Origin of the sequence: Nocardioides sp. NPDC004968, from assembly GCF_040608935.1 — a bacterium.
Taxonomy (GTDB): domain Bacteria; phylum Actinomycetota; class Actinomycetes; order Propionibacteriales; family Nocardioidaceae; genus Nocardioides.
In genome coordinates this window covers 148,116-171,936 of sequence record NZ_JBEXJF010000004.1, presented here as the reverse complement: position 1 = coordinate 171,936, position 23,821 = coordinate 148,116, and the positions used below count along the sequence as shown (strand labels likewise).

Annotated in this window: 29 protein-coding genes; 21 read left to right on the top strand and 8 right to left on the bottom strand. The window is 70.5% G+C overall.

Translation table 11 applies throughout. The features are described 5' to 3' along the window. Window positions 1-29: 29 nt before the first annotated feature. Window positions 30-1,355: a hypothetical protein gene (locus ABZU72_RS07600; protein ID WP_355018252.1), complete on the top strand. Its 1,326-nt coding sequence runs from the start codon at window positions 30-32 to the stop codon at window positions 1,353-1,355. A gap of 171 nt (window positions 1,356-1,526) precedes the next feature. On the opposite strand, the gene ABZU72_RS07595 is transcribed toward ABZU72_RS07600, so the two are convergent. Continuing rightward, entirely contained in the window at window positions 1,527-2,108 is a 582-nt protein-coding gene (locus ABZU72_RS07595; protein ID WP_355018251.1) for a dihydrofolate reductase family protein, read from the bottom strand. An 81-nt stretch (window positions 2,109-2,189) separates the two neighbouring features. Between ABZU72_RS07595 and ABZU72_RS07590 the strand changes: the two genes are divergently transcribed. From ABZU72_RS07590 to ABZU72_RS07580, 3 genes are all read left to right on the top strand, one after another. Next, the gene (locus tag ABZU72_RS07590; protein WP_355018250.1) at window positions 2,190-2,636 is read left to right on the top strand and encodes a group II truncated hemoglobin; all 447 of its coding nucleotides are present in this window, start codon (window positions 2,190-2,192) and stop codon (window positions 2,634-2,636) included. A 9-nt stretch (window positions 2,637-2,645) separates the two neighbouring features. Next, window positions 2,646-3,719 carry a nitronate monooxygenase gene (locus ABZU72_RS07585; protein WP_355018249.1) on the top strand — a complete coding sequence of 358 codons (1,074 nt, stop codon included), beginning with the start codon at window positions 2,646-2,648 and terminating at the stop codon, window positions 3,717-3,719. A gap of 168 nt (window positions 3,720-3,887) precedes the next feature. Beyond that, a complete protein-coding gene (locus ABZU72_RS07580; protein WP_355018248.1) occupies window positions 3,888-4,406 on the top strand; it encodes a DUF664 domain-containing protein in 519 nt (172 codons plus the stop codon). Between the two features lie 13 nt (window positions 4,407-4,419). Here the strand turns inward: ABZU72_RS07580 and ABZU72_RS07575 are convergent, their stop codons facing one another. After that, entirely contained in the window at window positions 4,420-5,073 is a 654-nt protein-coding gene (locus ABZU72_RS07575) for an SDR family oxidoreductase (protein ID WP_355018247.1), read from the bottom strand. Between the two features lie 134 nt (window positions 5,074-5,207). Between ABZU72_RS07575 and ABZU72_RS07570 the strand changes: the two genes are divergently transcribed. Genes ABZU72_RS07570 through ABZU72_RS07560 form a run of 3 tightly spaced genes read left to right on the top strand, consistent with a single transcriptional unit; the run spans window position 5,208 to window position 7,295 of the window. Then, window positions 5,208-5,615, top strand: coding sequence for a DUF6069 family protein (locus ABZU72_RS07570; RefSeq protein WP_355018246.1), 408 nt, complete (start codon window positions 5,208-5,210; stop codon window positions 5,613-5,615). A 10-nt stretch (window positions 5,616-5,625) separates the two neighbouring features. Next, window positions 5,626-6,690 (top strand): histidine kinase, encoded by a 1,065-nt coding sequence (locus ABZU72_RS07565; RefSeq protein ID WP_355018245.1) that lies wholly within the window; start codon window positions 5,626-5,628, stop codon window positions 6,688-6,690. Then, window positions 6,687-7,295, top strand: a complete 609-nt coding sequence (locus ABZU72_RS07560) for a response regulator transcription factor (protein ID WP_355018244.1) — start codon at window positions 6,687-6,689, stop codon at window positions 7,293-7,295. Before ABZU72_RS07565 ends, ABZU72_RS07560 begins: the two co-directional genes overlap by 4 nt. Before the next feature lie 3 nt (window positions 7,296-7,298). On the opposite strand, the gene ABZU72_RS07555 is transcribed toward ABZU72_RS07560, so the two are convergent. Beyond that, the gene (locus ABZU72_RS07555) at window positions 7,299-7,745 is read right to left on the bottom strand and encodes a MarR family transcriptional regulator (protein ID WP_355018243.1); all 447 of its coding nucleotides are present in this window, start codon (window positions 7,743-7,745) and stop codon (window positions 7,299-7,301) included. Window positions 7,746-7,885: 140 nt separating this feature from the next. Between ABZU72_RS07555 and ABZU72_RS07550 the strand changes: the two genes are divergently transcribed. The 3 genes from ABZU72_RS07550 (at window position 7,886) to ABZU72_RS07540 (ending at window position 10,407) form a co-directional block, all read left to right on the top strand. Continuing rightward, a complete protein-coding gene (locus ABZU72_RS07550; RefSeq protein ID WP_355018242.1) occupies window positions 7,886-9,067 on the top strand; it encodes an MFS transporter in 1,182 nt (393 codons plus the stop codon). Between the two features lie 29 nt (window positions 9,068-9,096). Then, on the top strand, window positions 9,097-9,918 hold the full coding sequence (locus tag ABZU72_RS07545) for an aldo/keto reductase (RefSeq protein WP_355018241.1): 822 nt from the start codon (window positions 9,097-9,099) through the stop codon (window positions 9,916-9,918). Window positions 9,919-10,020: 102 nt separating this feature from the next. Then, entirely contained in the window at window positions 10,021-10,407 is a 387-nt protein-coding gene (locus ABZU72_RS07540; protein WP_355018240.1) for a hypothetical protein, read from the top strand. A gap of 20 nt (window positions 10,408-10,427) precedes the next feature. On the opposite strand, the gene ABZU72_RS07535 is transcribed toward ABZU72_RS07540, so the two are convergent. Beyond that, window positions 10,428-10,853 carry a hypothetical protein gene (locus ABZU72_RS07535; RefSeq protein ID WP_355018239.1) on the bottom strand — a complete coding sequence of 142 codons (426 nt, stop codon included), beginning with the start codon at window positions 10,851-10,853 and terminating at the stop codon, window positions 10,428-10,430. A 156-nt stretch (window positions 10,854-11,009) separates the two neighbouring features. On the opposite strand from ABZU72_RS07535, the gene ABZU72_RS07530 reads away from it, so the two are divergent. From ABZU72_RS07530 to ABZU72_RS07515, 4 genes are all read left to right on the top strand, one after another. After that, window positions 11,010-11,243, top strand: coding sequence for a hypothetical protein (locus tag ABZU72_RS07530; RefSeq protein ID WP_355018238.1), 234 nt, complete (start codon window positions 11,010-11,012; stop codon window positions 11,241-11,243). Then, window positions 11,240-11,890: a sigma-70 family RNA polymerase sigma factor gene (locus ABZU72_RS07525; protein ID WP_355018237.1), complete on the top strand. Its 651-nt coding sequence runs from the start codon at window positions 11,240-11,242 to the stop codon at window positions 11,888-11,890. Before ABZU72_RS07530 ends, ABZU72_RS07525 begins: the two co-directional genes overlap by 4 nt. Continuing rightward, on the top strand, window positions 11,887-12,108 hold the full coding sequence (locus tag ABZU72_RS07520) for a hypothetical protein (protein WP_355018236.1): 222 nt from the start codon (window positions 11,887-11,889) through the stop codon (window positions 12,106-12,108). Before ABZU72_RS07525 ends, ABZU72_RS07520 begins: the two co-directional genes overlap by 4 nt. Before the next feature lie 94 nt (window positions 12,109-12,202). Further along, entirely contained in the window at window positions 12,203-12,694 is a 492-nt protein-coding gene (locus ABZU72_RS07515; protein WP_355018235.1) for an SRPBCC family protein, read from the top strand. 3 nt (window positions 12,695-12,697) lie between these two features. Here ABZU72_RS07515 and ABZU72_RS07510 read toward each other — a convergent pair whose 3' ends face one another. Together ABZU72_RS07510 and ABZU72_RS07505 are read right to left on the bottom strand one after the other, a co-directional pair. Further along, window positions 12,698-13,075: a hypothetical protein gene (locus tag ABZU72_RS07510; protein WP_355018234.1), complete on the bottom strand. Its 378-nt coding sequence runs from the start codon at window positions 13,073-13,075 to the stop codon at window positions 12,698-12,700. A gap of 39 nt (window positions 13,076-13,114) precedes the next feature. After that, window positions 13,115-14,644 carry an alpha/beta hydrolase gene (locus ABZU72_RS07505; protein WP_355018233.1) on the bottom strand — a complete coding sequence of 510 codons (1,530 nt, stop codon included), beginning with the start codon at window positions 14,642-14,644 and terminating at the stop codon, window positions 13,115-13,117. Between the two features lie 210 nt (window positions 14,645-14,854). Here ABZU72_RS07505 and ABZU72_RS07500 point away from each other — a divergent pair, with 210 nt between their 5' ends. Then, entirely contained in the window at window positions 14,855-15,604 is a 750-nt protein-coding gene (locus ABZU72_RS07500; protein ID WP_355018299.1) for an HAD-IIA family hydrolase, read from the top strand. Here the strand turns inward: ABZU72_RS07500 and ABZU72_RS07495 are convergent. Further along, window positions 15,598-16,305: an SDR family NAD(P)-dependent oxidoreductase gene (locus tag ABZU72_RS07495; RefSeq protein WP_355018232.1), complete on the bottom strand. Its 708-nt coding sequence runs from the start codon at window positions 16,303-16,305 to the stop codon at window positions 15,598-15,600. The two genes, ABZU72_RS07500 and ABZU72_RS07495, sit on opposite strands and share 7 nt — an antisense overlap. 101 nt (window positions 16,306-16,406) lie before the next feature. Here ABZU72_RS07495 and ABZU72_RS07490 point away from each other — a divergent pair, with 101 nt between their 5' ends. From ABZU72_RS07490 to ABZU72_RS07465, 6 genes are all read left to right on the top strand, one after another. Then, window positions 16,407-17,249 carry a helix-turn-helix transcriptional regulator gene (locus tag ABZU72_RS07490; RefSeq protein ID WP_355018231.1) on the top strand — a complete coding sequence of 281 codons (843 nt, stop codon included), beginning with the start codon at window positions 16,407-16,409 and terminating at the stop codon, window positions 17,247-17,249. Between the two features lie 141 nt (window positions 17,250-17,390). Continuing rightward, window positions 17,391-18,653 (top strand): Nramp family divalent metal transporter, encoded by a 1,263-nt coding sequence (locus ABZU72_RS07485; protein ID WP_355018230.1) that lies wholly within the window; start codon window positions 17,391-17,393, stop codon window positions 18,651-18,653. 26 nt (window positions 18,654-18,679) lie between these two features. Continuing rightward, window positions 18,680-19,345: a response regulator transcription factor gene (locus ABZU72_RS07480; protein ID WP_355018229.1), complete on the top strand. Its 666-nt coding sequence runs from the start codon at window positions 18,680-18,682 to the stop codon at window positions 19,343-19,345. Between the two features lie 23 nt (window positions 19,346-19,368). Beyond that, window positions 19,369-20,724, top strand: a complete 1,356-nt coding sequence (locus ABZU72_RS07475; RefSeq protein WP_355018228.1) for a HAMP domain-containing sensor histidine kinase — start codon at window positions 19,369-19,371, stop codon at window positions 20,722-20,724. 35 nt (window positions 20,725-20,759) lie between these two features. Then, entirely contained in the window at window positions 20,760-21,686 is a 927-nt protein-coding gene (locus ABZU72_RS07470) for a TAXI family TRAP transporter solute-binding subunit (protein WP_355018227.1), read from the top strand. A 57-nt stretch (window positions 21,687-21,743) separates the two neighbouring features. Beyond that, entirely contained in the window at window positions 21,744-22,631 is an 888-nt protein-coding gene (locus ABZU72_RS07465; RefSeq protein WP_355018226.1) for an AraC family transcriptional regulator, read from the top strand. Here ABZU72_RS07465 and ABZU72_RS07460 read toward each other — a convergent pair. After that, window positions 22,518-23,690 carry an MFS transporter gene (locus ABZU72_RS07460; RefSeq protein WP_355018225.1) on the bottom strand — a complete coding sequence of 391 codons (1,173 nt, stop codon included), beginning with the start codon at window positions 23,688-23,690 and terminating at the stop codon, window positions 22,518-22,520. The two genes, ABZU72_RS07465 and ABZU72_RS07460, sit on opposite strands and share 114 nt — an antisense overlap. Window positions 23,691-23,821 lie beyond the last annotated feature (131 nt).

Sequence of the window (23,821 nt, the reverse complement as noted above, 5' to 3'; positions counted from 1 at the left end):
GAGTCACAAGTGAGCCCTATTCTCGGGGCATGTCTCGTGCGTCAGCCGCTCTCCTCGCCCTGCTTCTGACCGCTTCCGCTCTGGTCGCCTCGACCGGCACGGCGCTCGCCGACCCGGAACCGCCCGGTGACCAGCCGCTTCCCGGCTACACGATCAGCAACCCGCCGGTGGCGCCGATCGTCGTCGGCGGCGAGGCGACCACGGTGCGCCAGGGCGTGCACGAGCACGCCGCGTACATCCTGGAGGTGCCGGCGGACTGGAACGGCGAGCTGGTGATGTGGGCCCACGGCTACCGCGGGCTCAGCTACACGCTGACGCCCGAGACGCCGGGGTTCGGACTGCGGCGTACGTTCCTCGAGCAGGGCTACGCGTGGGCGGCGTCGAGCTACTCGACCAACGGCTACGACGTGGGAGCCGGGGTGCGCTCGACCCGGGACCTGGCGACGTACGCCTCCAAGCTGCTGCCGCGCAAGGCCACCCGCACCTATGTGACCGGGGTGTCGATGGGCGGGCACGTGATCGGGCGCTCGCTGGAGCAGTATCCGGGCTTCTACGACGGCGCGATGCCGATGTGCGGGCAGCTGGGGGACGTGGAGCTCTTCGACTTCTTCGTCGACTACAACCTCGGTGCGCAGGCGCTCGCGGGGCACGACGCCTACCCCTACACCAAGGACTATCAGAGCGTCGACGTCCCGGTGATCAAGGAGCGGCTCGGGCTCGGCGGCACCCTGACCCCGGAGGGCGAGCAGCTGCGGGCGATGACCATCGAGCGCAGCGGCGGTCCGCGGCCGGGCGCGGTGGCGGCCTTCGGGCAGTGGAAGGACTTCCTCTTCACGCTGCCGTCGGTCGACGACGGTGGCACGCTGGGCTTCAACATCGGCCGCGTGGCGACCAACCGGAACACCGACTACACGCCGAGCTCGCCGGTCGACCTCAACACCGAGATCGAGCGGGCGGACCCGACCGACCCGGCCGGGCGCTACAGCCACCGGCTCAACGCCCCGTCGCGGATCTCCGGCCGTCCTACCGCCCCGGTGGTGAGCCTGCACAACCTCGGCGACATGTTCGTGCCGTTCTCGCTGGAGCAGATCTATCTGCGCGAGGTGAAGCGCCACCACCGCGGCGGTCTGGTCGTGCAGCGGGCGATCCGCTCGGCTGGGCACTGCGAGTTCAGCCCCGCCGAGGCCTCGGCCGCCTGGGGCGACCTCGTCGAGTGGGTCGAGCACGGGGACCGTCCGGCGGGCGACGACGTGCTCGACCGGGCAGCCGTCGCCGCACCCGACTACGGCTGCGCGTTCACCGATCCCACGGCGTACGGAACCGGGTCGCGTCCTCTCTACGCGCGCTGCCCCTGACCGGCGCTAGGGCCTGTTTCCGAATGCGGAAGCGCCGGCCATACGCCGCCCAGCACGCGCCCTGGCGGCGTTGCCGCCTCTCGACAGACACCCGGTATGCCTTCGAGGCGGCGCCTGGCCAGGCCACGCGCTGGACGGCGTCTGGCTCGGCGCCGCATTCCGAAACAGCCCCTAGCGGACGACGTCGTAGACGAGCTTGATGATGCCGTTGGCGTAGGTCTCCGACTCGACCAGCTCGAGCCGCTGCTTGTCCTTGTCGGTCTCGCTCCACATCGACTTGCCGGCGCCGAGGACGACGGGGAAGACGAGCAGGTTGTAGCGGTCGATCAGGCCGGCGTCGGCGAGGTTGCGGGCAAGCTCGGCGCTGCCGGCGATCAGGATCGGGCCGCCGTCGCCCTGCTTGAGCTTCTCGACCTCGTCCAGCGACCTCACGATCGTCTGCGGACCCCAACCCTCGACCAGGGCGTCGTCGCCGAGGGAGGTCGAGACGACGTACTTCGGGATCTCCTTGACCACGGTGAAGTCCTCGATGTCGGGCCAGATCGGCGCGAACGCCTCATAGCTGCGCCGGCCAAACATCATCGCGCCGGCCTCCTCCATCTCGCTGCCCTTGATCGCGTAGGCCTCCGGCAGGAACTCGATGTCCTTGTAGGTCCAGCCGCCGCTGCGGTGCTGCTCGTATTCGGAGCCGCCGCCGGGGGAGTCGACGACGCCGTCGATGGACACGAAGGCGGAGTAGATGAGTGTGCGCATGGGTCGATCCTGCCGCGCGGGTCCCCATACCGCCACAAGTATTTCGTTGCGTATCTCGGTGCCCGCACGTGATGGTGAGGCATGACCTTGTACGACGACCTCGGCGGCGAGCCCGCGCTGCGCCGGCTGAGCGACGCGTTCTACGAGAGGGTGCTGGCCGACGAGCTCCTCGCGCCGGTGTTCGCGAACTTCACGCCCACCCATGTCGAGCGGGTGGCGATCTGGCTGGGCGAGATCTTCGGTGGCCCGGCCGACTTCACCGCCAGGCTAGGCGGCCATCAGGCCCTGCTCAACGTCCACCTCGGCCTCGGGATCCGCGAGGAGCACCGGCAGCGCTGGCTCGAGCTCATGCAGGCCGCGATCGAGGAGGTCCTGGCCGACCGGCCGGACCTGCACGAGACGCTGATGGCCTACTTCGACTGGGGCACCGCCATCGCCAAGGACGTCTCCCAGGAACCGCCGGGGACCGACCTCGGCGACCCGGGTCCGACGCCCCGCTGGGGTCGCGACGGGCTGGTGAAGGACTAGCCTGGCCGGGTGACCGCTCGACGACGTGCTCAGGAGTTCTGTGAGGCGTACGGCCTCTCGATGCCGATCCTTCAGGCGCCGATGGCGGGTGCCTGCCCGCCCGCGGCGGCGGCCGCGGTCGCCGATGCCGGCGGAATGGGCGCGGCGGGGGTGGTGCTCGACCCGCCGGAGCGGGTCGCGGAGTGGGCCGCCGAGTTCCGGTCGCTGTCGACGGGTCCGTTCCAGCTGAACATCTGGATCCCCGACCCGGCCGATGACGACCCGGCGAGGATCTCGGCGGCGGAGGAGTTCCTGGCCCGGTTCGGTACGCCGGGCCCCGAGCAGCCGCCCGCGCCGTCGTTCGAGGAGCAGTGCGAGGCGATGCTCGCCGCCCGGCCGAGGGCCGTCTCCTCGATCATGGGGCTCTTCTCGCCGGAGTACGTCGACCGCCTGCACGAGGCCGGGATCGCCTGGTTCGCGTGCGCCACGACCCTGGCCGAGGCGATCGCCGCGCAGGAGGCCGGTGCCGACGCCATCGTGGCGCAGGGTCTCGAGGCCGGCGGGCACCGAGGGGTCTTCGAGCCGGAGACGGCGGAGCGTACGGCCGTAGGGCTGTTCGCGCTGCTGCCGCACATCGTCGACGGTGTCGACGTGCCGGTCATCGCCACCGGCGCGATCGCCGACGGACGTGCCGTCGCCGCCGCGCTGACCCTCGGTGCGAGTGCCGTGCAGGTCGGCACCGCGCTGCTGCGTTCGCCGGAGACCGCGATCGCCGACGCCTGGGCGGCCTCGCTCGACGGCCTTGCGCCGGAGGACACCGTCGCCACCCGGGCCTACTCGGGCCGCCTCGGCCGCGCCGCGCCGACTCCGTATGTGCGCTCCTGGGAGGCGCCGGGTGCGCCTTCGCCCGCGCCCTACCCGCACCAGCGACGCCTGGTCGCCCGGTGGCGCAAGGGAACGCCCGACCCCGCTGCAGAGGTGACCTTGGACCGGGCCAACCACTGGGCCGGCCAGGCCGCGGCGCGCGCGGTGGCCGAGCCGGCCGCCGACGTCGTGACCCGGATGTGGAACGAGGCGCAAAGTCACCTACCGCCGCTGGCCTGATTCGCCTGCGCGTTCGGGGGCGCAGAATCCCGCCATGGCGGGAAAGTGCGGCCTGGATCAGGGTGACCCGCGCGCAGAATCCCGCCATGGCGGGAAAACGCGCCGGGACCAGGGCACGCCTTGGCGAAGCGGGACGGTGTCGACCCTCCGAGGTGTAGAACGGAAGGCATGAGCGAAACCTGGCCCCAGCGACTGCTCGCGGACGGCTTCGGCCGGATCGCGGAGACCCTTCCTTCGATCGTCGACGGCCTACCGGTCGGCGACCTGCTGTGGCGGCCCTACGACCGGGCGAACTCGATCGCCTGGATCCTGTGGCACATCGCCCGGATGGAGGACGCCCAGATCGCGCCGCTCGCCGGCGCCGACGAGGTGTGGGCGCGCGACGGCTGGGTTGAGCGGTTCGCACTGCCGTACGCGCCCGGCGCGATGGGCTACGGGCAGAGTGCCGAGGAGGTCGCGGCCTTCCGGCTCGAGGACCCGGCCCTGCTGACCGGCTACTACCAGGCGGTCCACGAGGCCACGATCGAGCTGGTCGACACGTTGAGCGAGGACGACCTCGCCCGCGTCATCGACGAGCGCTGGGACCCGCCCGTCACCCTCGCGGTGAGGCTGGTCAGCGTCGTCGACGACGCCGCCCAGCACATCGGCCAGGCGGCGTATGTCAAGGGCTTGCTGGGTCTCCGCTGATTCAGCGCCCAGGTCAGAGGACGGCGGCGATGGCCTCGTCGATCGAGGCATCGCCGGAGACCAGCTCCCACTGCCTGCCGACGGTGGCGTCGTCGTCGATCACGGCGGCGATGACCGCGGCCACGTCGGCACGCGGGATGGAGTGGCGGTCGAGCTTCTCGGCCAGCTTCACCCGCCCGGTGGCGGGGTCGTCGGTGAGGCCGCCGGGACGCAGGATGGTCCAGGCGAGATCGCTGTCGCGCAGGGCGATGTCGGCGTCGCGCTTGGCCTCGACGTAGGCCTTCCACACCTCGCCCGCGTCGGCCGGGACCGGCTCGTCGACGCCGATCGCCGAGACCTGCACGAAGCGCCGGATGCCGGCGGCCTTGGCGCCCGCGATCGACTTGGTGGAGCCCTCCAGGTCGACGGTGCGCTTGCGCTCGATGTTGCCGTCGGGGCCGCCGCCGGCGGCGAAGACCACCGCGTCGCAGCCGGCGAAGGCGGCGGCGAACCCGTCGGCGTCCTGGTTCTCGATGTCGAGCAGGCCCACCTCGGCTCCGAGCCCTTCGAGCTCGGCTCGGTAGCTCTCGCTGCGTACGAGCGCGACCGGGGTGTGGCCCGCGGCCGCGAGGATCGGATGGAGATGCAGGGCGACCTTGCCGTGGCCGCCGACGATGGCGATGCGCATGCCTCCACGATAGGCACATCCACCACTGACAATTGTCACCATCGGGTCCGGACAATCAGATCTGACGTCCGGGTGCCTCAAAGCGCGAGTCTGGAGACACCACCCACGGTGGGTGGTGGAGACGGAGGACAGGCATGACAACCGTGACGAACGAGACCGCGCAGCGCACCCGGGTCGGATGGCCGCGGATCGGCGGTGTGGCGGCCACGGCGGCCGTGGCAGCGACGGCCGTGTGGCTGCTGTGGACCCAGGCCGGGGGAGTGGAGCTCGAGGTGAGGTCGGGCGCCGGCAGCCAGCAGATCGGGGTCGGGTCGGTGATCGTCAGCAGCCTGCTGATCGCGATGGTCGGCGGAGCGCTGCTGCGCTGGTGGGAGGGCCGCTCCGAGCGTGGGACGAGGCGGTGGACCATGCTCGCCGTCGGGATCGCCGTGATCTCCATGATCACACCGACCAGCGCGCTCACCCCGGCCGCGGGACTGGGCCTCGCGAGCCTGCATGTCGTGGTCGCCGTTGTGGTCATCGCCGGCCTGCGGCGGCGATAAGGTGACGGACGTGTCCGGGTTGTGGTGTCACCTCCAGCGCCACGGCGTGGTGCTGGTGTGGCTGCCGGTGCTGCTGCTCTTCCCGCTGCTCAACCTCTCCGGCGAGGCGTTGCCGGCCGCCGGCCAGGTGGTCCTGGTGCTGGCTCTCGCGGCGACCGCGGTCGGGCTCGTGGTCACCGGCCGCGTCCCGGTTCTGCTGCCCGTCCTCGTCGCCCTGATCGTGCTCGCCGCGATGCAGGGCGAGGGTTGGCAGACGGTCTGGGGCGTGCTGGCCATCGTGTCCCCGGCGGTGCTGCGGGGCTGGCGCCTGCTGGTGGCGATCGTCGCGGCCACGGTCGGCGTCGCGGTCTCGATCGCGGTGATCGAGGGCATCGGCGACGCCTATCTGCTCAGTGTCGGGGGCGTCTTCCTCAGCGGCGTCACGACCACCTCGTTCCTCCGCCTCGTCGAGGCGGTCGAACAGCTCCGCCGCACCCGGGAGGAGCTCGCCCGGACGGCGGTCGCCGAGGAGCGTGCCCGGATGTCGCGCGACCTCCACGACCTGCTCGGCCACACGCTGAGCGTGATGGTCGTCAAGGCCGAGGCCGTACGCCGCCTGGCGGCTCGTGACCCCGAGGCAGCCGCCGCGCACGCGGCCGACATCGAGGAGGTCGGGCGCGCAGCCCTGGCCGACGTCCGGGCCGCCGTCGACCAGATGAAAACGCTGTCCCTGGCCGACGAGCTCGACGGCGCACGTCGCGCGCTCGACGCCGCCGGGATCCGTACGTCGGTGACCGCTGCCCCCGCCGAGGTTCCCGACATCGCCGGCCAGGCGCTCGCCTGGGTCGTGCGCGAGGGTGCCACGAACGTACTCCGCCACTCCGGGGCGGCCAGCTGCCGCTTCGAGCTCACCGAGGACGGCGGCCAGTTCCGACTCGCCGTGGTCGACGACGGAATCGGCGGTCCGGTGGACACGAGCGAGAGGTCAGGCGGGCTCGAGGGCCTGCGGCAGCGGTTGCGTGCGGTCGACGGTCGCCTCGACGTACGTCCTGGGGCCGACGGGTTCCGCCTCGAGGCGAGGGTGCCGGCATCGTGATCCGCATCCTGCTCGCCGAGGACCAGGCGATGATGCGCGGCGCGCTCGCCGTGCTGCTCGGGCTCGAGGACGACCTCGAGGTGGTCGCCCAGGTCGGGACCGGCACCGAGATCGTGCCGACGGCGCTCGAGGTGCGCCCCGATGTGGCCCTGCTCGACATCGAGCTGCCCGGGATCAGCGGCCTCGAGGCCGCGGGCGAGCTGACCGCGAGGCTCCCGGAGTGCCGGGTGATGATCCTGACGACGTTCTCCCGGCCAGGCTACGTGCGCCAGGCGATGGCCGCGGGGGCCGTCGGCTTCCTGGTCAAGGACGGGCCGGTCGAGGAGCTGGCCGACGCGATCCGCCGGGTGCTGCGCGGCGAGACGGTCCTCGACCCCGCCTTGGCCGCCGCCACGCTCCGCGCCGCTCCGAACCCGCTGACCGCGCGCGAGCGCGACGTGCTCGCCGCCTCCGAGGACGGATCGAGCATCGCCGACATCGCCGGACGGCTCTTCCTCTCACCGAGCACCGTGCGCAACTATCTCTCGGCCGCGATCGGCAAGACCGGCACCCGCAACAAGACGGAGGCGGCCCTCACCGCTCGCCGCAACGGCTGGCTCGCCTGACGATCAGACCGGCGACAACGACCCGAGCGCGTGCACGAGCGGCGCGAGCTCGGGGATCTCGGCGGCCTCGTCCAGTGCCGTACGCAGCACCTCGTCGTGCAACGGACGGGCCTTCTTCAACAGCGCGCGCCCGGCGGGCGTGAGCTCGGTGTAGATCCCGCGGCGGTCGTCGGCGCACAGGATCCGGGTGAGGAGGTCGCGGTTCTCCAGGCGCGTGACCAGGCGGGTCGTGGCCGAGGAGGAGAGGGCCGCCGCGCGCGCCAGCTGCTGCATGCGCATGTGCCAGCCGTCCTGGCGGCTGAGCGCGTCGAGGACGGTGAACTCGACGACCGACAGCCCGTGCTCGCGCTGCAGCGCCTTCTCGAGCGCGGCCTCGATCAGGCCGTGCACGGCCGCCAGCGTGCGCCAGCCCTGTGCGCGGATCTCGACGGCGTCGTCAGCGATTCCCATGGGTCCTCCTTCGTGGACACCTCAAGCATACCCGAGTTGCGCGGATAGTGCGCGCGTGCAACTATAAATACGAAGCGTGTGCAACTACTGCGCACGCGGACTATCGACAGACGCAACCCGTCCACGTTCAGGAGTCATCCATGCCCGTTGCACTGCTAGCCCTCGCGATCGGAGGGTTCGGCATCGGCCTCACCGAGTTCGTCATCATGGGCCTGCTGCCCGAGGTCTCCACCGACTTCGGGGTCAGCGAGACCACCGCCGGCTACCTCATCTCCGGCTACGCCCTCAGCGTCGCGATCGGCGCCGTCGGCCTGACCCTCCTGCTCACCCGGGTGCCCCGCAAGATCGCCCTGCTCGGCCTGATGGTGCTGTTCATCCTCGGCAACCTGATCTCCGCGATGTCGCCCGACTACGCCACGATGATGGTCGGCCGGATCGTCGCGGCCCTGTGCCACGGCGCTTTCTTCGGCATCGGCGCCGTCGTCGCCGCCCAGCTGGTCGCTCCGGAGCGCAAGGCCAGCGCGATCGCCTTCATGTTCGGCGGCCTCACTCTGGCCAACGTCCTCGGCGTACCTCTCGGCACCCTGCTCGGCCAGGCCGCCGGCTGGCGCTCGACCTTCTGGGCGATCACGGTCATCGGCATCATCGCCTTCATCGGCATCGCCCTCCTGGTCCCGGCCCACACCGGTCGCAGCGAGGCGGCCGCCCCGGCCGTACGCACCGAGCTGGCCGCCTTCGCCAGCCCGCAGGTCTGGTTCTCGATCGCCCTGACCGTGCTCGGCTTCGGCGGCATGTTCGGCGGGTTCACCTACATCGCCTTCACCCTGACCGAGGTCAGCGGCTTCTCCGCGGGCGCGGTCCCGTGGCTGCTCGTCCTCTTCGGTGTCGGCCTCTTCTTCGGCAACATCATGGGCGCCCGGGCCGCCGACCGAGACGTGGTCAAGACCCTCGGTGTGCTGCTGAGCGCGCTGACCGTCATCCTCGCCGCCTTCGCCCTCGTCGCCAGCAGCCAGGTGCTGACCGTCGTCGCCCTGGTCCTGATGGGCGCGGTCGGCTTCGGCACGGTGCCGGCCCTGCAGATGCGGGTGATGGGGTACGCCGACCAGGCCCCCACCCTCGCCTCCGGCGCGAACATCGGCGCCTTCAACCTCGGCAACGCACTGGGTGCCTGGATCGGCGGCGCGACCCTCGCCGCCGGGTTCGGCTACACCTCGCCGCTGTGGGCGGGTGCCGGGGTAACCGCTCTCGGTCTCCTGGTGCTGCTGGTCGCCGTCCGAGCGCCCGGGGGCGAGCGGCGTACGTCCGTTCCCGTCCCTGCCTGAACCTCACCCATCTCAGAGAAGGAAGTCTCATGACCATCCCGACCATCACCCTGAACAACGGCGTCGCGATGCCGCAGCTCGGCTACGGCGTCTTCCAGGTGCCCGACGACGAGACCGAGGCGGCCGTGACCGCGGCGCTCGAGGCCGGCTACCGCAGCATCGACACCGCGGCGGTCTACGGCAACGAGGCCGGCGTCGGCCGCGCGCTCGCGAAGTCGGGCATCGCCCGCGAGGAGCTCTTCATCACCACGAAGCTCTGGAACTCCGACCACGAGCGGCCGGTCGAGGCGTACGAGAAGAGCCTCGAGCTCCTCGGTCTCGACCAGGTCGACCTCTACCTGATCCACTGGCCCACCCCCGCCCGCGACCTGTACGTCGGTGCCTGGCAGGGCCTCGAGGAGCTGTACGCCGCGGGGCGGACCCGCGCGATCGGCGTCTCGAACTTCCTGCCCGAGCACCTGGACCGGATCGTCGGGCTCGGCGGCACGGTGCCGGCGGTCAACCAGATCGAGCTGCACCCGGCGCTTCAGCAGCGCGCGACGGTCGCTGCCGACGACGGGCTCGGGATCGCCACCGAGGCCTGGAGCCCGCTCGCTCAGGGCGCGATGCTCCAGGACCCGGCGATCACCGCGATCGCCGACCGACTCGGCCGCACTCCTGCCCAGGTGATCCTGCGCTGGCATCTCCAGCAGAGCCGGATCGTCATCCCCAAGTCGGTGACCCCGTCGCGGATCGCCCAGAACCTCGACGTGTTCGGGTTCGATCTCACCGACGCCGACCTGGCCGCGATCGACGCGCTGGAGAGCGAGGGCCGCACCGGCCCGGACCCGGCGACCTTCAACGCCGCCTGATATCTGCGCCTGATATCTGCGCTTGATATTTGGGAGCAGGCGTTATCGAAGGGTAATCGGCCCGGGGGAGATGTCCGGGCTGGTTGCGGGCATGCTTGGCGCATGCGATTGACCGAGCATGAGCTCACCGTGGCCCTGACCGGGACGGCCAAGTCCGTCCTGGCCTCCGGCCGGAGGTTCCGCAAGGGCGGTGCCGACATCGACAAGGTCTGGGACGAGACCGACCGCTTCCAGCGCTTCAAGCTCCTGGACAGCATCGGCACCCAGATCTTCCCGGTGCTCACCGACCTCCCTGACATCGAGGTCCCGGTCGGTGGTCGCCCGATCTTCCCGGAGGAGCAGATCCGCGAGTCCGTCGAGCGCAACATCGGTGACGACGTCGGCCGGCTCCGCCGGGCGGTCACGGTCAAGGCACGCGTCGCGCTCGTCCAGGCCGCCCTCTCCAACCTGCCGCCCCGGGCCGAGGGCGACCTGCGTCTGGCTGACTGAGCCCGGGGCGCACTGGTCGATCAGGCAGCGTTCCGCTTGCGGCCGAAGGCGAGGGCGGCGAGGGCGAGCGCCCCGACCAGCAGGCCGAAGTCGCGCAGAGCGACGTCGTAGAACTCGCCCATCGAGACGAGGTTGACGATGATCCCGGCCAGCCAGGCGGCGACCAGCAGTGCGCCGTAGCGAGGGATGATCGCGACGACGATGCCGGCCACGATCTCGATGATGCCGACCGCCAGCATCGCCTGGTGCGCGGTGCCGGGAACGATGTCGTCGATCCAGGGTGCGAGGTAGCGGTCCCATTCGGTGAGGACTTCGGCGAACTTGTCGAGTCCGAACGCGATCGGGGCGATGACGAAGACCGTACGCAGCAGGAAGAAGGCGCGGTCGCTGCCGGAGGATTCGGTGATCGACCTGGTGATCGAGGTCTCGGATGTGTGGCTGGTCATGAGTGCTCCCTTTCGGAGAGGCGGATGAAGGCAATGCTCGGGACATCCCCGGGTGCCTTTGCTGCATGTGTGTCATCGACTCGTCCGCGTCTTACCGCCGTCCAAGAAGTTCGGTTCGCCCGGTAAGAACTTCGCTGCTCGCGACACCAATCAGTCGTGAAGCTGCAGAAGCGGGACCGCGCCCTGCGCTCGCGCCAGGCTTTCGAGGAGGCGGTGGCGTGGCGTCGGCGAAGCCTGCTCGGCGCCGGCTTTCCGGACGACTTGGCCTCGAAGGTGGCCGCGGACGTACGCCTCGACCTGCACGCGCTGCTGCAGCTGGTGGATCGCGGGTGCCCGCCGGAGCTGGCTGTCAGGATCGTGGCTCCGTCGCCGGGCGAGGTGGGATCATGAACATCGTGCAGGGTGGCATGGCTGAGATCGGCGTAGCGTCGAACGAGCCCTGGGTGAATGATCTGAACGACCCCGGGCCTCCGGGGCATGTCGCTCAGCGCAGTCTCCATGACCTGCTGCTGCGGGCAACCCGACATCAGGTGTGGCGCCTGCGGAGCCAGCTGCCTGGCGCGGGGCCTGCGGACCTGGAGGACCTGGCGCAGCAGGCGGCCGACGACGCCTTGGTCGCGGTGCTCGGCAAGCTCGCCACCTTCGAGGGGCGAAGCCGGTTCAGCACCTGGGTCTACAAGTTCGGCGTCCTGCACGCCGGTGTCGCTGTCCGGCGGCAGGCTTGGCGGCATCGGGAGGTCGCGCTTCCGGACTCGTTCGACGTCCCGGACGACGGCGCCGCTCCCGAGGGATACGTGCAGGCGGATGACCTCTCCCGGGCCGTCCATGCCGCGATCGCCACCGTCCTGACACCCCACCAGCGGCGGGTCACACTGGCGCTGCTGATCGATCAGGTGCCGATCGACGTGCTCGCCGAGCGGCTCAACACCAACCGCAACGCCCTGTACAAGACACTCCACGACGCCCGCCAGCGACTACGTACGTCCCTGCTGGCCAGCGGCCATCTCGAAGAATCGTCCCTGCGGAGCGCGCCATGACCGACAGAAACCGCCGCCTGTCCGCTGTCGCTCTCGACGGCCTGCTGCTCGACACCAACCCCTACTTGTCCTGCGACGACTGCTTCGACCAGATCGACACCTACGTCGAGCAGTTGCTGGCGGACCCGGATCACGTGGACCTTCCCATGCAGGTGCATCTGAAGGCCTGCGGCGCCTGCGCCGAAGAGGCTGAGGCACTGATGGACCTGCTCACGTAGTGACCTGATCGTCTCGCCGCGCCGCTGCGGTCCTGCCGATCCTGTATCGACGAAGATGTAGTCGTCCTCTTCTCGAGCTCGCAAAGGTTGGCCCATGACCCGCTGGTATCCCCTCGTTCCCGCCGACGACGACTTCCTGGGGACCGCACGCGCGGTCACCACCAAGGTGCTCGATGTCGACGTTCCGGTCGAGACGTTGTGGGAGGCGCTTGCCGCAGACGACGCAGTGGTCTCGTGGGGTCCTGGTGCCACGAAGACGCGGTGGGTCGGCTCGCGACCGTACGGCGTCGGCACGGTGCGCGAGGTCACCATGGGCGGTGTGGCCACGGTGCGCGAGAAGTTCTACCGCTGGGACGAGAACCAGCGGATGACCTTCGCGGTCGCCGAGTCGACCCGCCCCGGCATCCGTCGCTTCGCGGAGGACTACGTCGTCGAGTCGACGCCGACCGGCTCCCGGCTCACCTGGACCGTCGCCGTCGAGGTGGCCAAGGCGTCCGGACCCACGGCGCCCATCGTTCGGGCTCTGCTCTCGGTCGCGGTCGGCTCGATGACCAACGGGTTGAGGAAGAGGCTCGAGCGCAGCTGAGGGTCAGGTCCAGGGGTTGTCCCAGCGGCCGTCGGCCTGCGCCGCCTCGACCTCGGCCAGACCGGCTGGCCGCATCCGACCCTCGGCGGTGAGACGCTCGACCTTGGAGATGTTGAGCCGGGACCACTTCGAGCTCGGGCGGCGGCGGGTGTAGCGCTGCAGGTAGGTCGCCTCATCGCCTCTGCGGCGTACGGCGGAGATCCAGCCGAAGCAGAGGCCGACGTCGACCAGCTCGTCGGAGGAGAGCGAGGCCGGCTCGACGCCCTTGCGGGTCAGCCGCAGCCACACGGCACGTGTCTCGGGGGCCGCCGCCTCAAAGAATTTCTCGACCTCGGCCACGGTCGGCCGGTCCAGCACCGGCTCGCCGTCGATGGTCTCCACCCGGCCAATCTAATGGTTGGCCGGGTGGAGACTGGACGGCTAGCCGATCGGGGGTGTCGCGGCGCGGGGTGCGGCGTCGGCCGAGCAGTGGTAGTCGCGCAACGGCCGCTCACCCGTGGTCAGATAGGTCGTCACCACGTGGTTCGCGCAGCGGTTCCTGCCGCCCGGGTAGACGCCGTGGCCGCTCTGGTCGGCGGTCACCATGGTGGCCCGCTTGCCCAATGCCGCCCTCATCTCCCGCGCCCCCTTGAGCGGTGTCGCCGGGTCGCGAAGGTTCTGCACCATCAGGACGTTGGACGGACCCTGATCGGTGATCCGGACCTGCGGTTCGGCGGGATCCGGCCAGTACGCGCACGGCGTGATGTTGGCTCCGGCTGCACCGAACAGCGGGTACCTGATCCGGTCGACCGCGACGTTGCGCTGGTAGGTCGCCACCGACGACGGCCAGCGCGCGTCGTTGCAGATCATGTAGTAGCGACCGGAGATGAGGTTGTCCACGTCGCTCACGGCGCCGCCTCCGGGCAGCGGTGGCGGCGGCTGGTTCGCGTCGACCGCCTGCCAGATGTCCGCCAGCAGCGGCAGCTGGGTCGGGCCGTACAGGAGACCGAAGTTCATCAGCCGGAACGCGACCTGGTCGAAGGGGCCGTCCGGGGTCGGGATCGGCTTCTTCTCCAGCCGCTCGGCGAGCTCGAAGAACTTCGCTCGTACCTGCGCCGGTGTCTTGCCCAGGCCGTACTCGCGGTGGTTGGCCGCAGCGAACTTAGCGAAGGCCGGGAAAGTGTCCTCGACGCCCTTCGACCACAGCCGGTCGCTCGCGTAGTCCCAACCACCCGGGCCCAGGTTGCTGTCGAGCACGATCCGGTCGCTGCGCTGCGGGAACAGGGTGGTGTAGACCGCGCCCAGGTGGGTCCCCCAGGAGGCGCCGGCGTACGACAGCTTCGACTCGCCCAGCGCAGTCCGGATCCGATCCATGTCACGTGCGGTGTTGGCCGGGCTGACGTGCGGCAGCATCCAGGATGTCTTGGACGTCGCGCACTGCTGGGCGATCTGCTTGCTCATGGCCGCCCGCTCGGTCACCTCAGCGGCGTCGAGCGCGTACGGCGGGATGTTCCCGGTCAGCTGTTGCTCCGCGGTGAGGTCGCACGTCACCGGCGTGCTGCGGCCGATGCCGCGCGGGTCGAAGCCGATCACGTCGTAGCTGTCCAGGACGCTCTGTGGGAGCCCGGTCGTGACGAGCATCGCCGGGTAGCCCTCGCCCGCGGCGGGGCCGCCGGGGTTGGTCACCAGGATGCCGCGTCGCTTGTCGGGGTTCGTGCTCGCCAGCCGTGAGACCGCGATATCGATCGTCTTGCCGTCAGGGGCGCTGTAGTCCAGGGGGACCTTCAGGGTCCCGCACTGCATCCCTTTCGGGATCGGCACCGGAGAGATCTCGGCGGGGCACCCGCCCCACTTGATGGTGTCCGGTGGCGCAGCCTGTGCCGCGGCCGGACCTGCCAGCGAGACCCCTGGGGCCAATGTGGCCGCCAGCGAGATGACGGCGACCGCGAGCGGTACTGAGATGCGTTTCATTTGTTCCTCCCGAGGATGGTGCTGTGACGGTGTCAGTCTTCGCTGATCGGAAGACGGGAACATCCGGCCGAAGACCATTCCCGGGTGGCCGAAAGCACTATTGACCGGTGGGAAAAGTAGTAGTCGGCGACAACGGTTGGCGGTTGGGCTGCGATCGGCGAGGATGTCTCCGTGATCGACGAGCGCCCCATCAACACCTGGCTGACCGACATGGACGGTGTCCTCGTGCGTGAGGAGGAGCCGATCCCCGGCGCCGCCGAGTTCCTGGCGAAGCTCACCGAGAATTCGGTGCCGTTCATGGTGCTGACCAACAACTCGATCTACACCCCACGGGACCTGCGGGTAAGGCTGCTCCGGTCCGGTCTCGACGTCCCGGAGAAGTCGATCTGGACCTCGGCGCTCGCGACCGCGCAGTTCCTCGCCGACCAGCGACCGGATGGATCGGCGTACGTCGTCGGGGAGGCCGGTCTGACGACCGCGCTGCACGCGGTCGGCTACGTGATGACGGAGAACGACCCTGATTACGTCGTGCTCGGCGAGACCCGCACCTACTCGTTCGAGGCGATCACCCGGGCGATCCGGCTGATCGAGGGCGGCGCGCGGTTCATCGCCACCAACCCCGACCCGAGCGGGCCGAGCCCGCAGGGCACGCTGCCCGCGACCGGCTCCGTCGCCGCGCTGATCAGCGCCGCGACCAACCGGGCGCCCTACTTCATCGGCAAGCCCAACCCGCTGATGATGCGCAGCGCCCTCAACCAGCTCGAGGCCCATTCCGAGACGACCGTGATGATCGGCGACCGGATGGACACCGACATCATCAGCGGCCTCGAGGCCGGGATGCGCACCATCCTCGTCGAGACCGGGTCGACCAGGCCCGAGCAGGTCGAGACCTTCCCGTTCCGGCCGACCCGCGTGGTCTCCTCCATCGCCGACGTACTGCCGCTGCTCGACGCTCAGTAGGGGAGCGGGCCGTGGCCGGAGACGAATGTTCCGGTCGGGCCGTCCGGGCCGACCTGTGCCATCCGGACGATGATCTCGGCACCTTCCTGGACGCTCTGGGTGCCGGTGTGGCCGTTGAGGTCCGTGTCGGTGAAGCCGGGTTCGACCGCGTTGATCCGGATGGTCGGGTAGGCCTTGGCGAGCTGGATGGTGGTGGCGTTGACGGCGGCCTTGGACGCCGGGTAGCTCAGGCCCCGGTAGAAGTAGGTGAAGCCGTCGGGATCGCTCAGCATGCCCAGTGAGGCGAGGCCGCTGGAGACGTTGACGACGACGGGTGCCGGCGACTTCAGCAGCAGCGGGACGAAGGTCTGGGTCACCCGGAGCCCGCCGAACAGGTTGGTCTCGAAGGTGGCACGTACGTCCTCGACGCTCTCGTCGGCGGCGGTGGGGATGGCGTTTTCGGCCAGTCGCGGCTCCACGCCGGCGTTGTTGACGAGTACGTCCAGGCCGCCGTCGGCGGCGATCTGCTCGGCAGCGGAGGTGACGGAGGCATCGTCGGTGACGTCGATGCGTACGAACCGGGCGCCGAGCTCGGTGGCCGCGGCCCGGCCCCGGGCCTCGTCACGGGCTCCGATGTAGACGGTGTGCCCCGCGGCGAGAAGGCGGCGGGCGGTTTCCTCGCCGAGGCCCTTGTTGGCCCCGGTGATCAGTGTTGTGGTCATGCCTCCAGGCTGCGCCGGGGACGCGGGTCCAGGAAGCGGTCCGGTTTTCGTAGGACTGGCAGGGCCAGGACATCGGCGCCGCCGTGGCGGAGACTGGTGGGGTGGAGTCATCGGAGTTCGGTCGCATGCTGCGCGGTTGGCGTGATCGCGTGGAGCCCGCCACCGTCGGATTGCCGGCCGGCGGCCGTCGCCGGGCGACCGGTCTGCGGCGCGAGGAGGTCGCGCACCTGTCGGGCATCTCGGTCGACTACCTGACCAGGCTCGAGCAGGGCCGGGCGACCTCGCCGTCGGCGCAGGTGGTCGAGGCACTCGCCCGTGCGCTCCGGCTCCCGGACGCGGACCGCGACGTGCTGTTCCGTCTCGCCGGGCACGTCACCCCCGGGAGGGAGGTGATCTCCTCGCGGGTCTCGCCGAGCGTGCAGCGTCTTCTGGACCGGCTGGCGCACACCCCGGTCGTGGTCTACGACGCCGCGTGGAACCTGGTGATCGCCAACGAGGCGTACGACGCGCTGATGGGTGCGACGACGACCTGGCGCGGCCGAGAGCGCAACGCGGTATGGCGCAACATCGTCCTCGAGAGCAGCCGAGCCGTCTCCACCCGGGCGGAGACCGAGGCGCTGCAGGCGGGTCTGGTCGCCGACCTGCGCCTCACCACTGCCCGCTACCCCGGGGACCAGCGACTGCGACGGCTCATCGAGGACCTGCGCGCTGCCAGCCTCCGCTTCGCGGACCTGTGGGAGAGCACCGACCCGTCCCGACACCACGAACCGGCGCGACACAAGATCATCGACCACCCCACGGTCGGCCGGATCGCGCTCGACTGCGACACCCTGACCGTCGCCGTCGAGGACCTGCGGATCATGGTCTACACCGCCGAACCCGGCACCGAGGACGCCGAGCGCCTGGCGCTGGCGACGGTCGTCGGCAACCAGGCGCTCGGGTGAACCGCGGGCGAGGCCCGATTTCATTGGGTTGTGTAAGGAAAGCCCGCTCAGGGCCTCTCCTCGTGGACGTGACTGTGTCGACCGTCACATAGTCGGGCGTCCGGGTGACTCCACCCGGAGAAGACCGAGGAGTTACAACTGATGACTGTCATCGATGACAAGTCCGCAGGGGCCGTCCCTCGCTGGCGCTTGATCGGACCCGGCCTGGTCGTCGCCGCGACCGGTGTCGGCGCCGCCGACCTGGTCGCCACCATGATCGCGGGCAGCAAGTACGGCTATGCGCTGCTCTGGGCCGTCGTGCTCGGATGCCTGATGAAGGTCGTGCTCGTCGAGGGAGCCGGCCGCTACAGCCTGGCGACCGGACGCACGATCTACGAGGGCTGGAGCAGCCTGGGCCGCTGGACCCACGCCTACTTCGGGCCGTACCTCATCATCTGGGGCTTCGTGTACGGGGCTGCCGCCATGTCCGGCACCGGGCTCGCCGCCCACGCTCTGTTGCCGGTGCTGTCGGTGAAGGCCTGGGGCATCATCGCCGGGCTCTTCGGCCTCGCGCTGGTCTGGACCGGCCGCTACGGACTCTTCGAGAAGGCGCTCAGCATCATGGTGCTGCTGATGTTCATCTCGATGGTCGCCGCTGCCGCGCTCACGGTGCCGAACCTGCCCGACCTCGCCGTCGGCCTGGTGCCTCGGATTCCGGACGGGTCGCTGCTCAACATCCTGAGCGTCGCCGGCGGTGTCGGCGGGACGATCACGCTTGCCGCGTACGGCTACTGGCTGCGTGAGAAGGGCTGGGCGACCCCGGCGTTCATGCGGGTGATGCGCATCGACAACTCGGTCGCGTACGTGGTGACCGGAATCTTCGTCGTCTCCACGCTCATCGTCGGGGCCGAGCTGCTGTACTCGGCAGGCATCGCGGTCGACACCGGCGACAAGGGGATGCTCGATATCGGGAACGTCCTCGAGGATCGGTACGGCCCGGCCGCCGGAACGATCTTCCTGATCGGCTTCCTCTCCGCCGCGCTGAGCTCGCTGGTGGGGGTGTGGCACGGGGTCAGCCTCATGTTCGCCGACTTCGCCGGTCACGTGCGGAAGGCACCCGAGGACGCGCCCGAGCGGATGGCCGGCGGCATCTGGTACCGCACGTACATCCTGTGGTTGACGTTCCCGCCGATCATCGCCCTGTTCCTGGACCAGCCGGTCTATCTGATCCTCGCCTACGGTGTGCTCGGGGCGCTCTTCATGCCGTTCCTCGCCATCACGCTCCTGTGGATCCTCAACACCGACCGGGTGCCGCGCGAATGGCGCAACCGGATCTCCTCGAACGTCGTGATGGGCCTGTGCGCACTCGCCTTCCTGGCACTGGCAGTGCATCAGGTCCGCGTCGTCATCACCGGCGCGCTCTGATCACCGCACCACGTTAGGTTTGCTCCGTGCGGATTCTGGTGGTCGAGGACGACCCGAGCGTTGCGGAGGCGTTGGTGGACGCCTTCCAGGACGTGGGGTGGACCCCGACCCACTGCAGCCGCGGCGACGATGGCCTGCACCAGATCGCCGGGGCCGACCTCGTGGTGCTCGATCTCGGCCTGCCGGACATGGACGGGCTCGACTTCCTGCGTACGGTGCGGCGGGTCTCGACGGTTCCGGTGCTCGTGCTCACGGCCCGTGACAGTGACGGGTCTGTCGTCCTCGGCCTGCGTGCCGGCGCCGACGACTACCTGGTGAAGCCGGTCGGCAGGGCGGTGCTGCTCGCGCGCGTCCACGCGCTGGTTCGGCGGAGCCGGATGGCCTCGGCCGAACCGCGGCCGGCCGAGCGTGTGGTCACGTTGGGCGAGCTGAGCGTCGACGTCGCAGCGCGCACCGTTCACCGTGGTGGGTCCCCGGTCTCGGTGACCGCTACGGAGTTCGATCTGCTGGCTGCGCTGATCGCTCGGACCGGCGAGGCGGTGAGTCGCGACGAGCTGCTGCTCCAGGTGTGGGGTACGCCGGCGGTCGGCAAGTCGCGGTCGCTGGACTTCTTCGTGACCGCGCTTCGCAGCAAGTTGGGTCGGGACCTGCCGCTGCAAACGGTGCGCGGCTACGGCTTCCGGCTCGGCTGATCGAGAAGGGGAGAAGTCGGGTGATGGAGCGTCGGGTACAGGTCGTTGTCGGCCTGCTCCTGCTCGGGACGCTCCTGGCGCTGTCGTTTCCGCTGGCGGCCACGCTCGCTGACCGGCGTACCGCCCGGCTCGCGTCCGAGCGGGACCGGCAGATGGCGGTGATCGCGGAGGCAGCGGCCTCCGGCCAGCCGGTCGCAGAGCTGGTCGATCGGTACCACGACGTCTACGAGGAGCCGGTCCTCGTCGTCGATGCCGACGGCCAGGAGCTCTCGCTCGCAGGCGACCTCGACACCGGTGCCGCCTCGGTCAGGGGAGCGCTGCGTATCGGACTGGTGGGCGTTCCTCCCGTCGCGATGCGTCGGATCCTGCCCTGGACCACCGCGGACCCGCTGCGCGGAGCGCCGGGCCGCGAGGACGGCGAGGTCAGGTCGTACGCATTGACTCGCGTCGACACCTCGGCTGCCGCCGCACAGGTCAGGCGGGACTGGGCGCTCATCGCGGTCGGGGCGCTGGCGCTCCTGCTGCTGGCCGCGGCGCTGACCAGGCGGCTGTCGCGATGGACCATGCGTCCGGTGCACTCGCTCGAGGCAGCGGCGCGCACGATCACTCACGGGGACCGCAGCGCGGATGTGCTCGCTACCGGCCCGGCGGAGCTCCGCGGTCTGGTCGCAGAGTTCAATCGCATGGGTGCGGCCGTCGACAGGTCCCTGGAGCAGCAGCGTCAGCTGGTCGCCGACGCGTCGCATCAGCTGCGCAACCCGCTGGCGGCGCTGCGCCTGCGAGCCGACGGACTGGAGTCACATCTGAACAGCACCGGTGAGCGGGCCTATGCGGGTCTGACCAAGGAGCTGGAGCGCCTGGAGACGCTCCTCGACCAGCTGATGTCGCTGGCGCGGGCCCAGGAGGCCGGGGTGGCCCGTGCCGGTGGACGCGTGACGGTCACGAACCAGGTGGTGGGCACCGTCATCCGTGAGCGCGTCGAGGCCTGGCGGCCGGCCGCGGAAGCGGCGGGGCAGTCCTTGGAGGTCACGAGAGACCTGCCAGAGGTGGAGGTGGCCGGGGTGCTCGACCAGATCCTCGACGTCCTCATCGACAACGCCATCCGCTATGCCGGTCCGGGCGCCCACGTCGAGCTCTCGGCGACCGAGACCGCCGACGGAGTCGTCGGCTGGGTCCGTGACGACGGTCCCGGGCTCGAACCCGACGAGTGGCACCAGGCCACCGAGCGGTTCTGGCGATCCGGCGACCAGCGGACGGGATCCGGCCTCGGGCTGGCGATCGCCGAGGAGCTCGCCGGCGCCAACGGCGGGCGCGTACGCCTGCGGCCCGCCGAACCGGTCGGGACGATTGCCGAGTTCTCGCTGCGAGTGGCGTCGTGACCTGGCTGGGTGGGCAGCTGACGAGGCGGACGCTGGTGCGAACGGTCACCGCCGCCGCCGTCGCGCCGACGGTGGCGTCCTTGGCGGGATGCCGCACCGAGACGTCGCCCGTCACGATCGCTGCCGGGACGGAGTACGGGACCTATGCGGTCTTCGCGGGCCTGCTCGCCGATCAGCTGCGTGCCGTGAGTCCTGGGCTGGAGCCGACGGTCCTGTCGACGGAGGGAAGTCTCGACAACGTACGTCTCCTCAGGGACGGCGAGGCCGCGCTCGGGCTCGCCCTCGAGGACGGCCTCGATCGGATCGTCGCCGACATGCCCGAAGCGGAGCGTCCGGTGGCGTTGGCGCGTATCTATGAGAACTATCTGCAGCTCCTCGTGACCGACGACAGTCCGATCCGCGAGGTCGGCGACCTTCGTGGACGGCGCGTCGTGCTCGGAGCCGCCGGGTCCGGCGCCGCCGTGACCGCTGTCGTGCTCCTGGAGGCAGCTGGTCTGCGAACCCGTGATCTCACGGTGAGGTACATGGGGCTGGCTGCCGGTCTGGGCCGGCTGGTCGAGGACGATGTCGACGCCGTGTTCTGGTCCGGCGGGATCCCGACGCCCACGATCAGCAAGGCGGGGGGTCAGCGGCCGCTCCGGATGATCGATCTCGGCGCGCTCGCCGCTCCGATGTCACGACAGTCCGGCTACCGCTACTCGACCCGGAAGGTGCCACCGGTCGACTACGGTCCTCCCGCCGGTGGCACGACGATCGGCGTTCCCAATCTGCTGTTGGCGCGCCGCGACCTACCGCACCGAGTGGCGCGGGAGATCGTCGACGTCATGGTCAGCCGTGCGGACCTGCTGATCCCGGACTTCGTCCGAGGGCTTCAATATCTGGAGCCCGCCACGATGATCCAGACGGGGCGGATCCCCCTCCACCCCGGCGCCCTGTCGGCGTATCGCGCCCTGCACGGTTGACGCGCCGTCGACCGGCCTTCGGGAATAGCCCGATGGCGTTCGCACGCTGGGGCTGATGTGAACGAGGACCGCCCGTCGTGGGAGATGACGCTCGCCTACCAGGAGCAGCTGGCCGCCGGCTCCGCCGGTGAGGACGTACGCTCCGCCACCTGGTTGCTCGTCGACGACGGCACGGTCGTGCTGACGGCCGCCGGGCAGTCGCACCTGCTCCGCGCGGGGGATGCGGCTCTGGTCGGGGGCCAGGTCAGGCACCGGCTGGCGACCCACGACGGGGCCGCGGTGACGCGGGCCGATCTGCGGGCGGTCGCGGTGGCGTACCCGATCGCCAACCCGCTGGTCGTGCGCGACTTCGTCGGTCGCCACGGCGGGGTGGCGGAGCTGGTGCGGCGCTGTCCGCTGGCGGGGCCGTGCCGGCCGTCGGCGCTGTTCGCGTCGGGCTACGCGTCGCTGCTCGGCGCGGCGATGACGGCCTCCTGGCTCGAGGACACCGGGCGCGGCACCGATGGTCCCGCGCCCGTCCTCGACCCGACGGTGGCGCAGGTGCTGTCCGCGCTGATCGCGGATCCGGGACGGGCCTGGTCGGTCGAGGCGATGGCGGAGTCCGTGCACCTGTCGAGGTCGGCGCTGGGGGAGCGGTTCCGGCGCAGCCTGGGGCAGAGCCCGAGCGAGGCGCTGCGGGACGTGCGGATGCGCGCGGCCCGCCACCTGCTGGCCGGCGGTGACCGTCCGGTCGAGCAGGTGGCGTACGCCGTGGGCTATGGCTCGGGCGCGGCGTTCAGCCGCGCCTTCACCACCGTCCACGGGACCGGGCCGCAGGCGTGGCGGGACGCTTCAACCACGCGGGACGCGGACCGCGCCGAAGCCCGCCGCGGCGATCACCGCACCGACCGCTCCGATGAGGAGCACCCGCCCGACGCCGTACTCATCGAGGACCGCGCCTCCTAGCGCCGCCCCGAGGGTGATCGCGATCTGGAACGCGGTCACCTGGAGCGCCAGCGCCGACTCGGTGCGCTCGGGCTCGACGCGGGTGACCCACAGCTGCGTGCCGACCGGCACCAGGTTGAACCCGAAGCCCCACACGATCATGGCCAGCGCCATGACCGGCGTGCTCTCGGCGAGGAAGGTCAGCACCAACCCGCCCGCGAGGAGGAGCGGCGCGACGGTGACGACGACCCGCAGCCGGTGAGCGAACCGGCCGGCCGCGAGGTTGCCGAAGAGCCCGCCGAGACCCCACAGCGCCAGCATCCACATGCCGTCGCCGGGCGAGGTCGCCGAGATCGCGATCCGGATGAACGGGTACGCCACGAAGTTGCCGAGCACCACCACGACGACCAGGACCACCCCGGCGACCAGCCGTGGGTTGCGGAGCGCCTGACGCATCATGGTCAGCCCGGCCGACGGGTGGGCCGGCACCGGCGGCAGCGCCCGGGCCAGCGCGGCGGCGGAGACCAGGCTCAGCACCGCTGCGGCCGCGAACCCCCAGCGCCAGCCGGGGCCGTCGGCGAGCAGTGAGCCCAGCGGCAGGCCGACGATCGTGGCCACCGTGACGCCCAGTGCGATCGAGGTCGAGATGACGTGGTCGCGGCCCGGCGAGGCGTACGTCCCGACGGCGAAGGCGAAGGACCAGTAGCCGGCGATCGCCGCGCCCAGCACGAGCCTGCCGAGGAGCAGGACGATGAAACCGGGGGATATCGCGACCGCCAGGTTGGCGACGGCCGCGGCGACCAGCAGGCCGACCAGCAACGTACGCCGGTCCATCCGGGGAAGGATCATGGCGATGGTCGGTGCGGTCGCGGCCCCGGCGATCGCCGTCGCGGCCACCGCGAGCCCGGCCGTCCCCTCGCTGATCCCGAGGTCGCGCGCCATCGTGGGCAGCACACCCGCGGGCAGGAACTCGCTCGAGACCAGGATCGCGATCCCGGCGGCGAGCGCGACCACCGGCGCCGCTCGGCCCTGGGAGGAGCTGGTCGGGGACGGGGTCGTTTCAGGCGAAGTCGTTGTCACCCTTCGATCGTCGCCGCGATCCGAGAGTCCGCGTTGATCGTCCGTCGCCCGTGCTTGACCGGATGGCCGCCCTCGCTGGTTTCATCGAGGAGGACCGAAACGGTTACGCCGCCGAAATAACCGCTCCTTAC

What these genes read in the sequence shown, in the direction of transcription:
- ABZU72_RS07555 (WP_355018243.1), bottom strand. Translation starts at nt 7,745, where the DNA reads ATGGGAATCGCTGACGACGCCGTCGAGATCCGCGCACAGGGCTGGCGC.
- ABZU72_RS07600 (WP_355018252.1), top strand. Translation starts at nt 30, where the DNA reads ATGTCTCGTGCGTCAGCCGCTCTCCTCGCCCTGCTTCTGACCGCTTCC.
- ABZU72_RS07590 (WP_355018250.1), top strand. Translation starts at nt 2,190, where the DNA reads ATGACCTTGTACGACGACCTCGGCGGCGAGCCCGCGCTGCGCCGGCTG.
- ABZU72_RS07545 (WP_355018241.1), top strand. Translation starts at nt 9,097, where the DNA reads ATGACCATCCCGACCATCACCCTGAACAACGGCGTCGCGATGCCGCAG.
- ABZU72_RS07475 (WP_355018228.1), top strand. Translation starts at nt 19,369, where the DNA reads ATGGAGCGTCGGGTACAGGTCGTTGTCGGCCTGCTCCTGCTCGGGACG.
- ABZU72_RS07495 (WP_355018232.1), bottom strand. Translation starts at nt 16,305, where the DNA reads ATGACCACAACACTGATCACCGGGGCCAACAAGGGCCTCGGCGAGGAA.
- ABZU72_RS07515 (WP_355018235.1), top strand. Translation starts at nt 12,203, where the DNA reads ATGACCCGCTGGTATCCCCTCGTTCCCGCCGACGACGACTTCCTGGGG.
- ABZU72_RS07570 (WP_355018246.1), top strand. Translation starts at nt 5,208, where the DNA reads ATGACAACCGTGACGAACGAGACCGCGCAGCGCACCCGGGTCGGATGG.
- ABZU72_RS07505 (WP_355018233.1), bottom strand. Translation starts at nt 14,644, where the DNA reads ATGAAACGCATCTCAGTACCGCTCGCGGTCGCCGTCATCTCGCTGGCG.
- ABZU72_RS07500 (WP_355018299.1), top strand. Translation starts at nt 14,855, where the DNA reads ATGGACGGTGTCCTCGTGCGTGAGGAGGAGCCGATCCCCGGCGCCGCC.
- ABZU72_RS07550 (WP_355018242.1), top strand. Translation starts at nt 7,886, where the DNA reads ATGCCCGTTGCACTGCTAGCCCTCGCGATCGGAGGGTTCGGCATCGGC.
- ABZU72_RS07535 (WP_355018239.1), bottom strand. Translation starts at nt 10,853, where the DNA reads ATGACCAGCCACACATCCGAGACCTCGATCACCAGGTCGATCACCGAA.
- ABZU72_RS07525 (WP_355018237.1), top strand. Translation starts at nt 11,240, where the DNA reads ATGAACATCGTGCAGGGTGGCATGGCTGAGATCGGCGTAGCGTCGAAC.
- ABZU72_RS07520 (WP_355018236.1), top strand. Translation starts at nt 11,887, where the DNA reads ATGACCGACAGAAACCGCCGCCTGTCCGCTGTCGCTCTCGACGGCCTG.
- ABZU72_RS07580 (WP_355018248.1), top strand. Translation starts at nt 3,888, where the DNA reads ATGAGCGAAACCTGGCCCCAGCGACTGCTCGCGGACGGCTTCGGCCGG.
- ABZU72_RS07485 (WP_355018230.1), top strand. Translation starts at nt 17,391, where the DNA reads ATGACTGTCATCGATGACAAGTCCGCAGGGGCCGTCCCTCGCTGGCGC.
- ABZU72_RS07595 (WP_355018251.1), bottom strand. Translation starts at nt 2,108, where the DNA reads ATGCGCACACTCATCTACTCCGCCTTCGTGTCCATCGACGGCGTCGTC.
- ABZU72_RS07575 (WP_355018247.1), bottom strand. Translation starts at nt 5,073, where the DNA reads ATGCGCATCGCCATCGTCGGCGGCCACGGCAAGGTCGCCCTGCATCTC.
- ABZU72_RS07540 (WP_355018240.1), top strand. Translation starts at nt 10,021, where the DNA reads ATGCGATTGACCGAGCATGAGCTCACCGTGGCCCTGACCGGGACGGCC.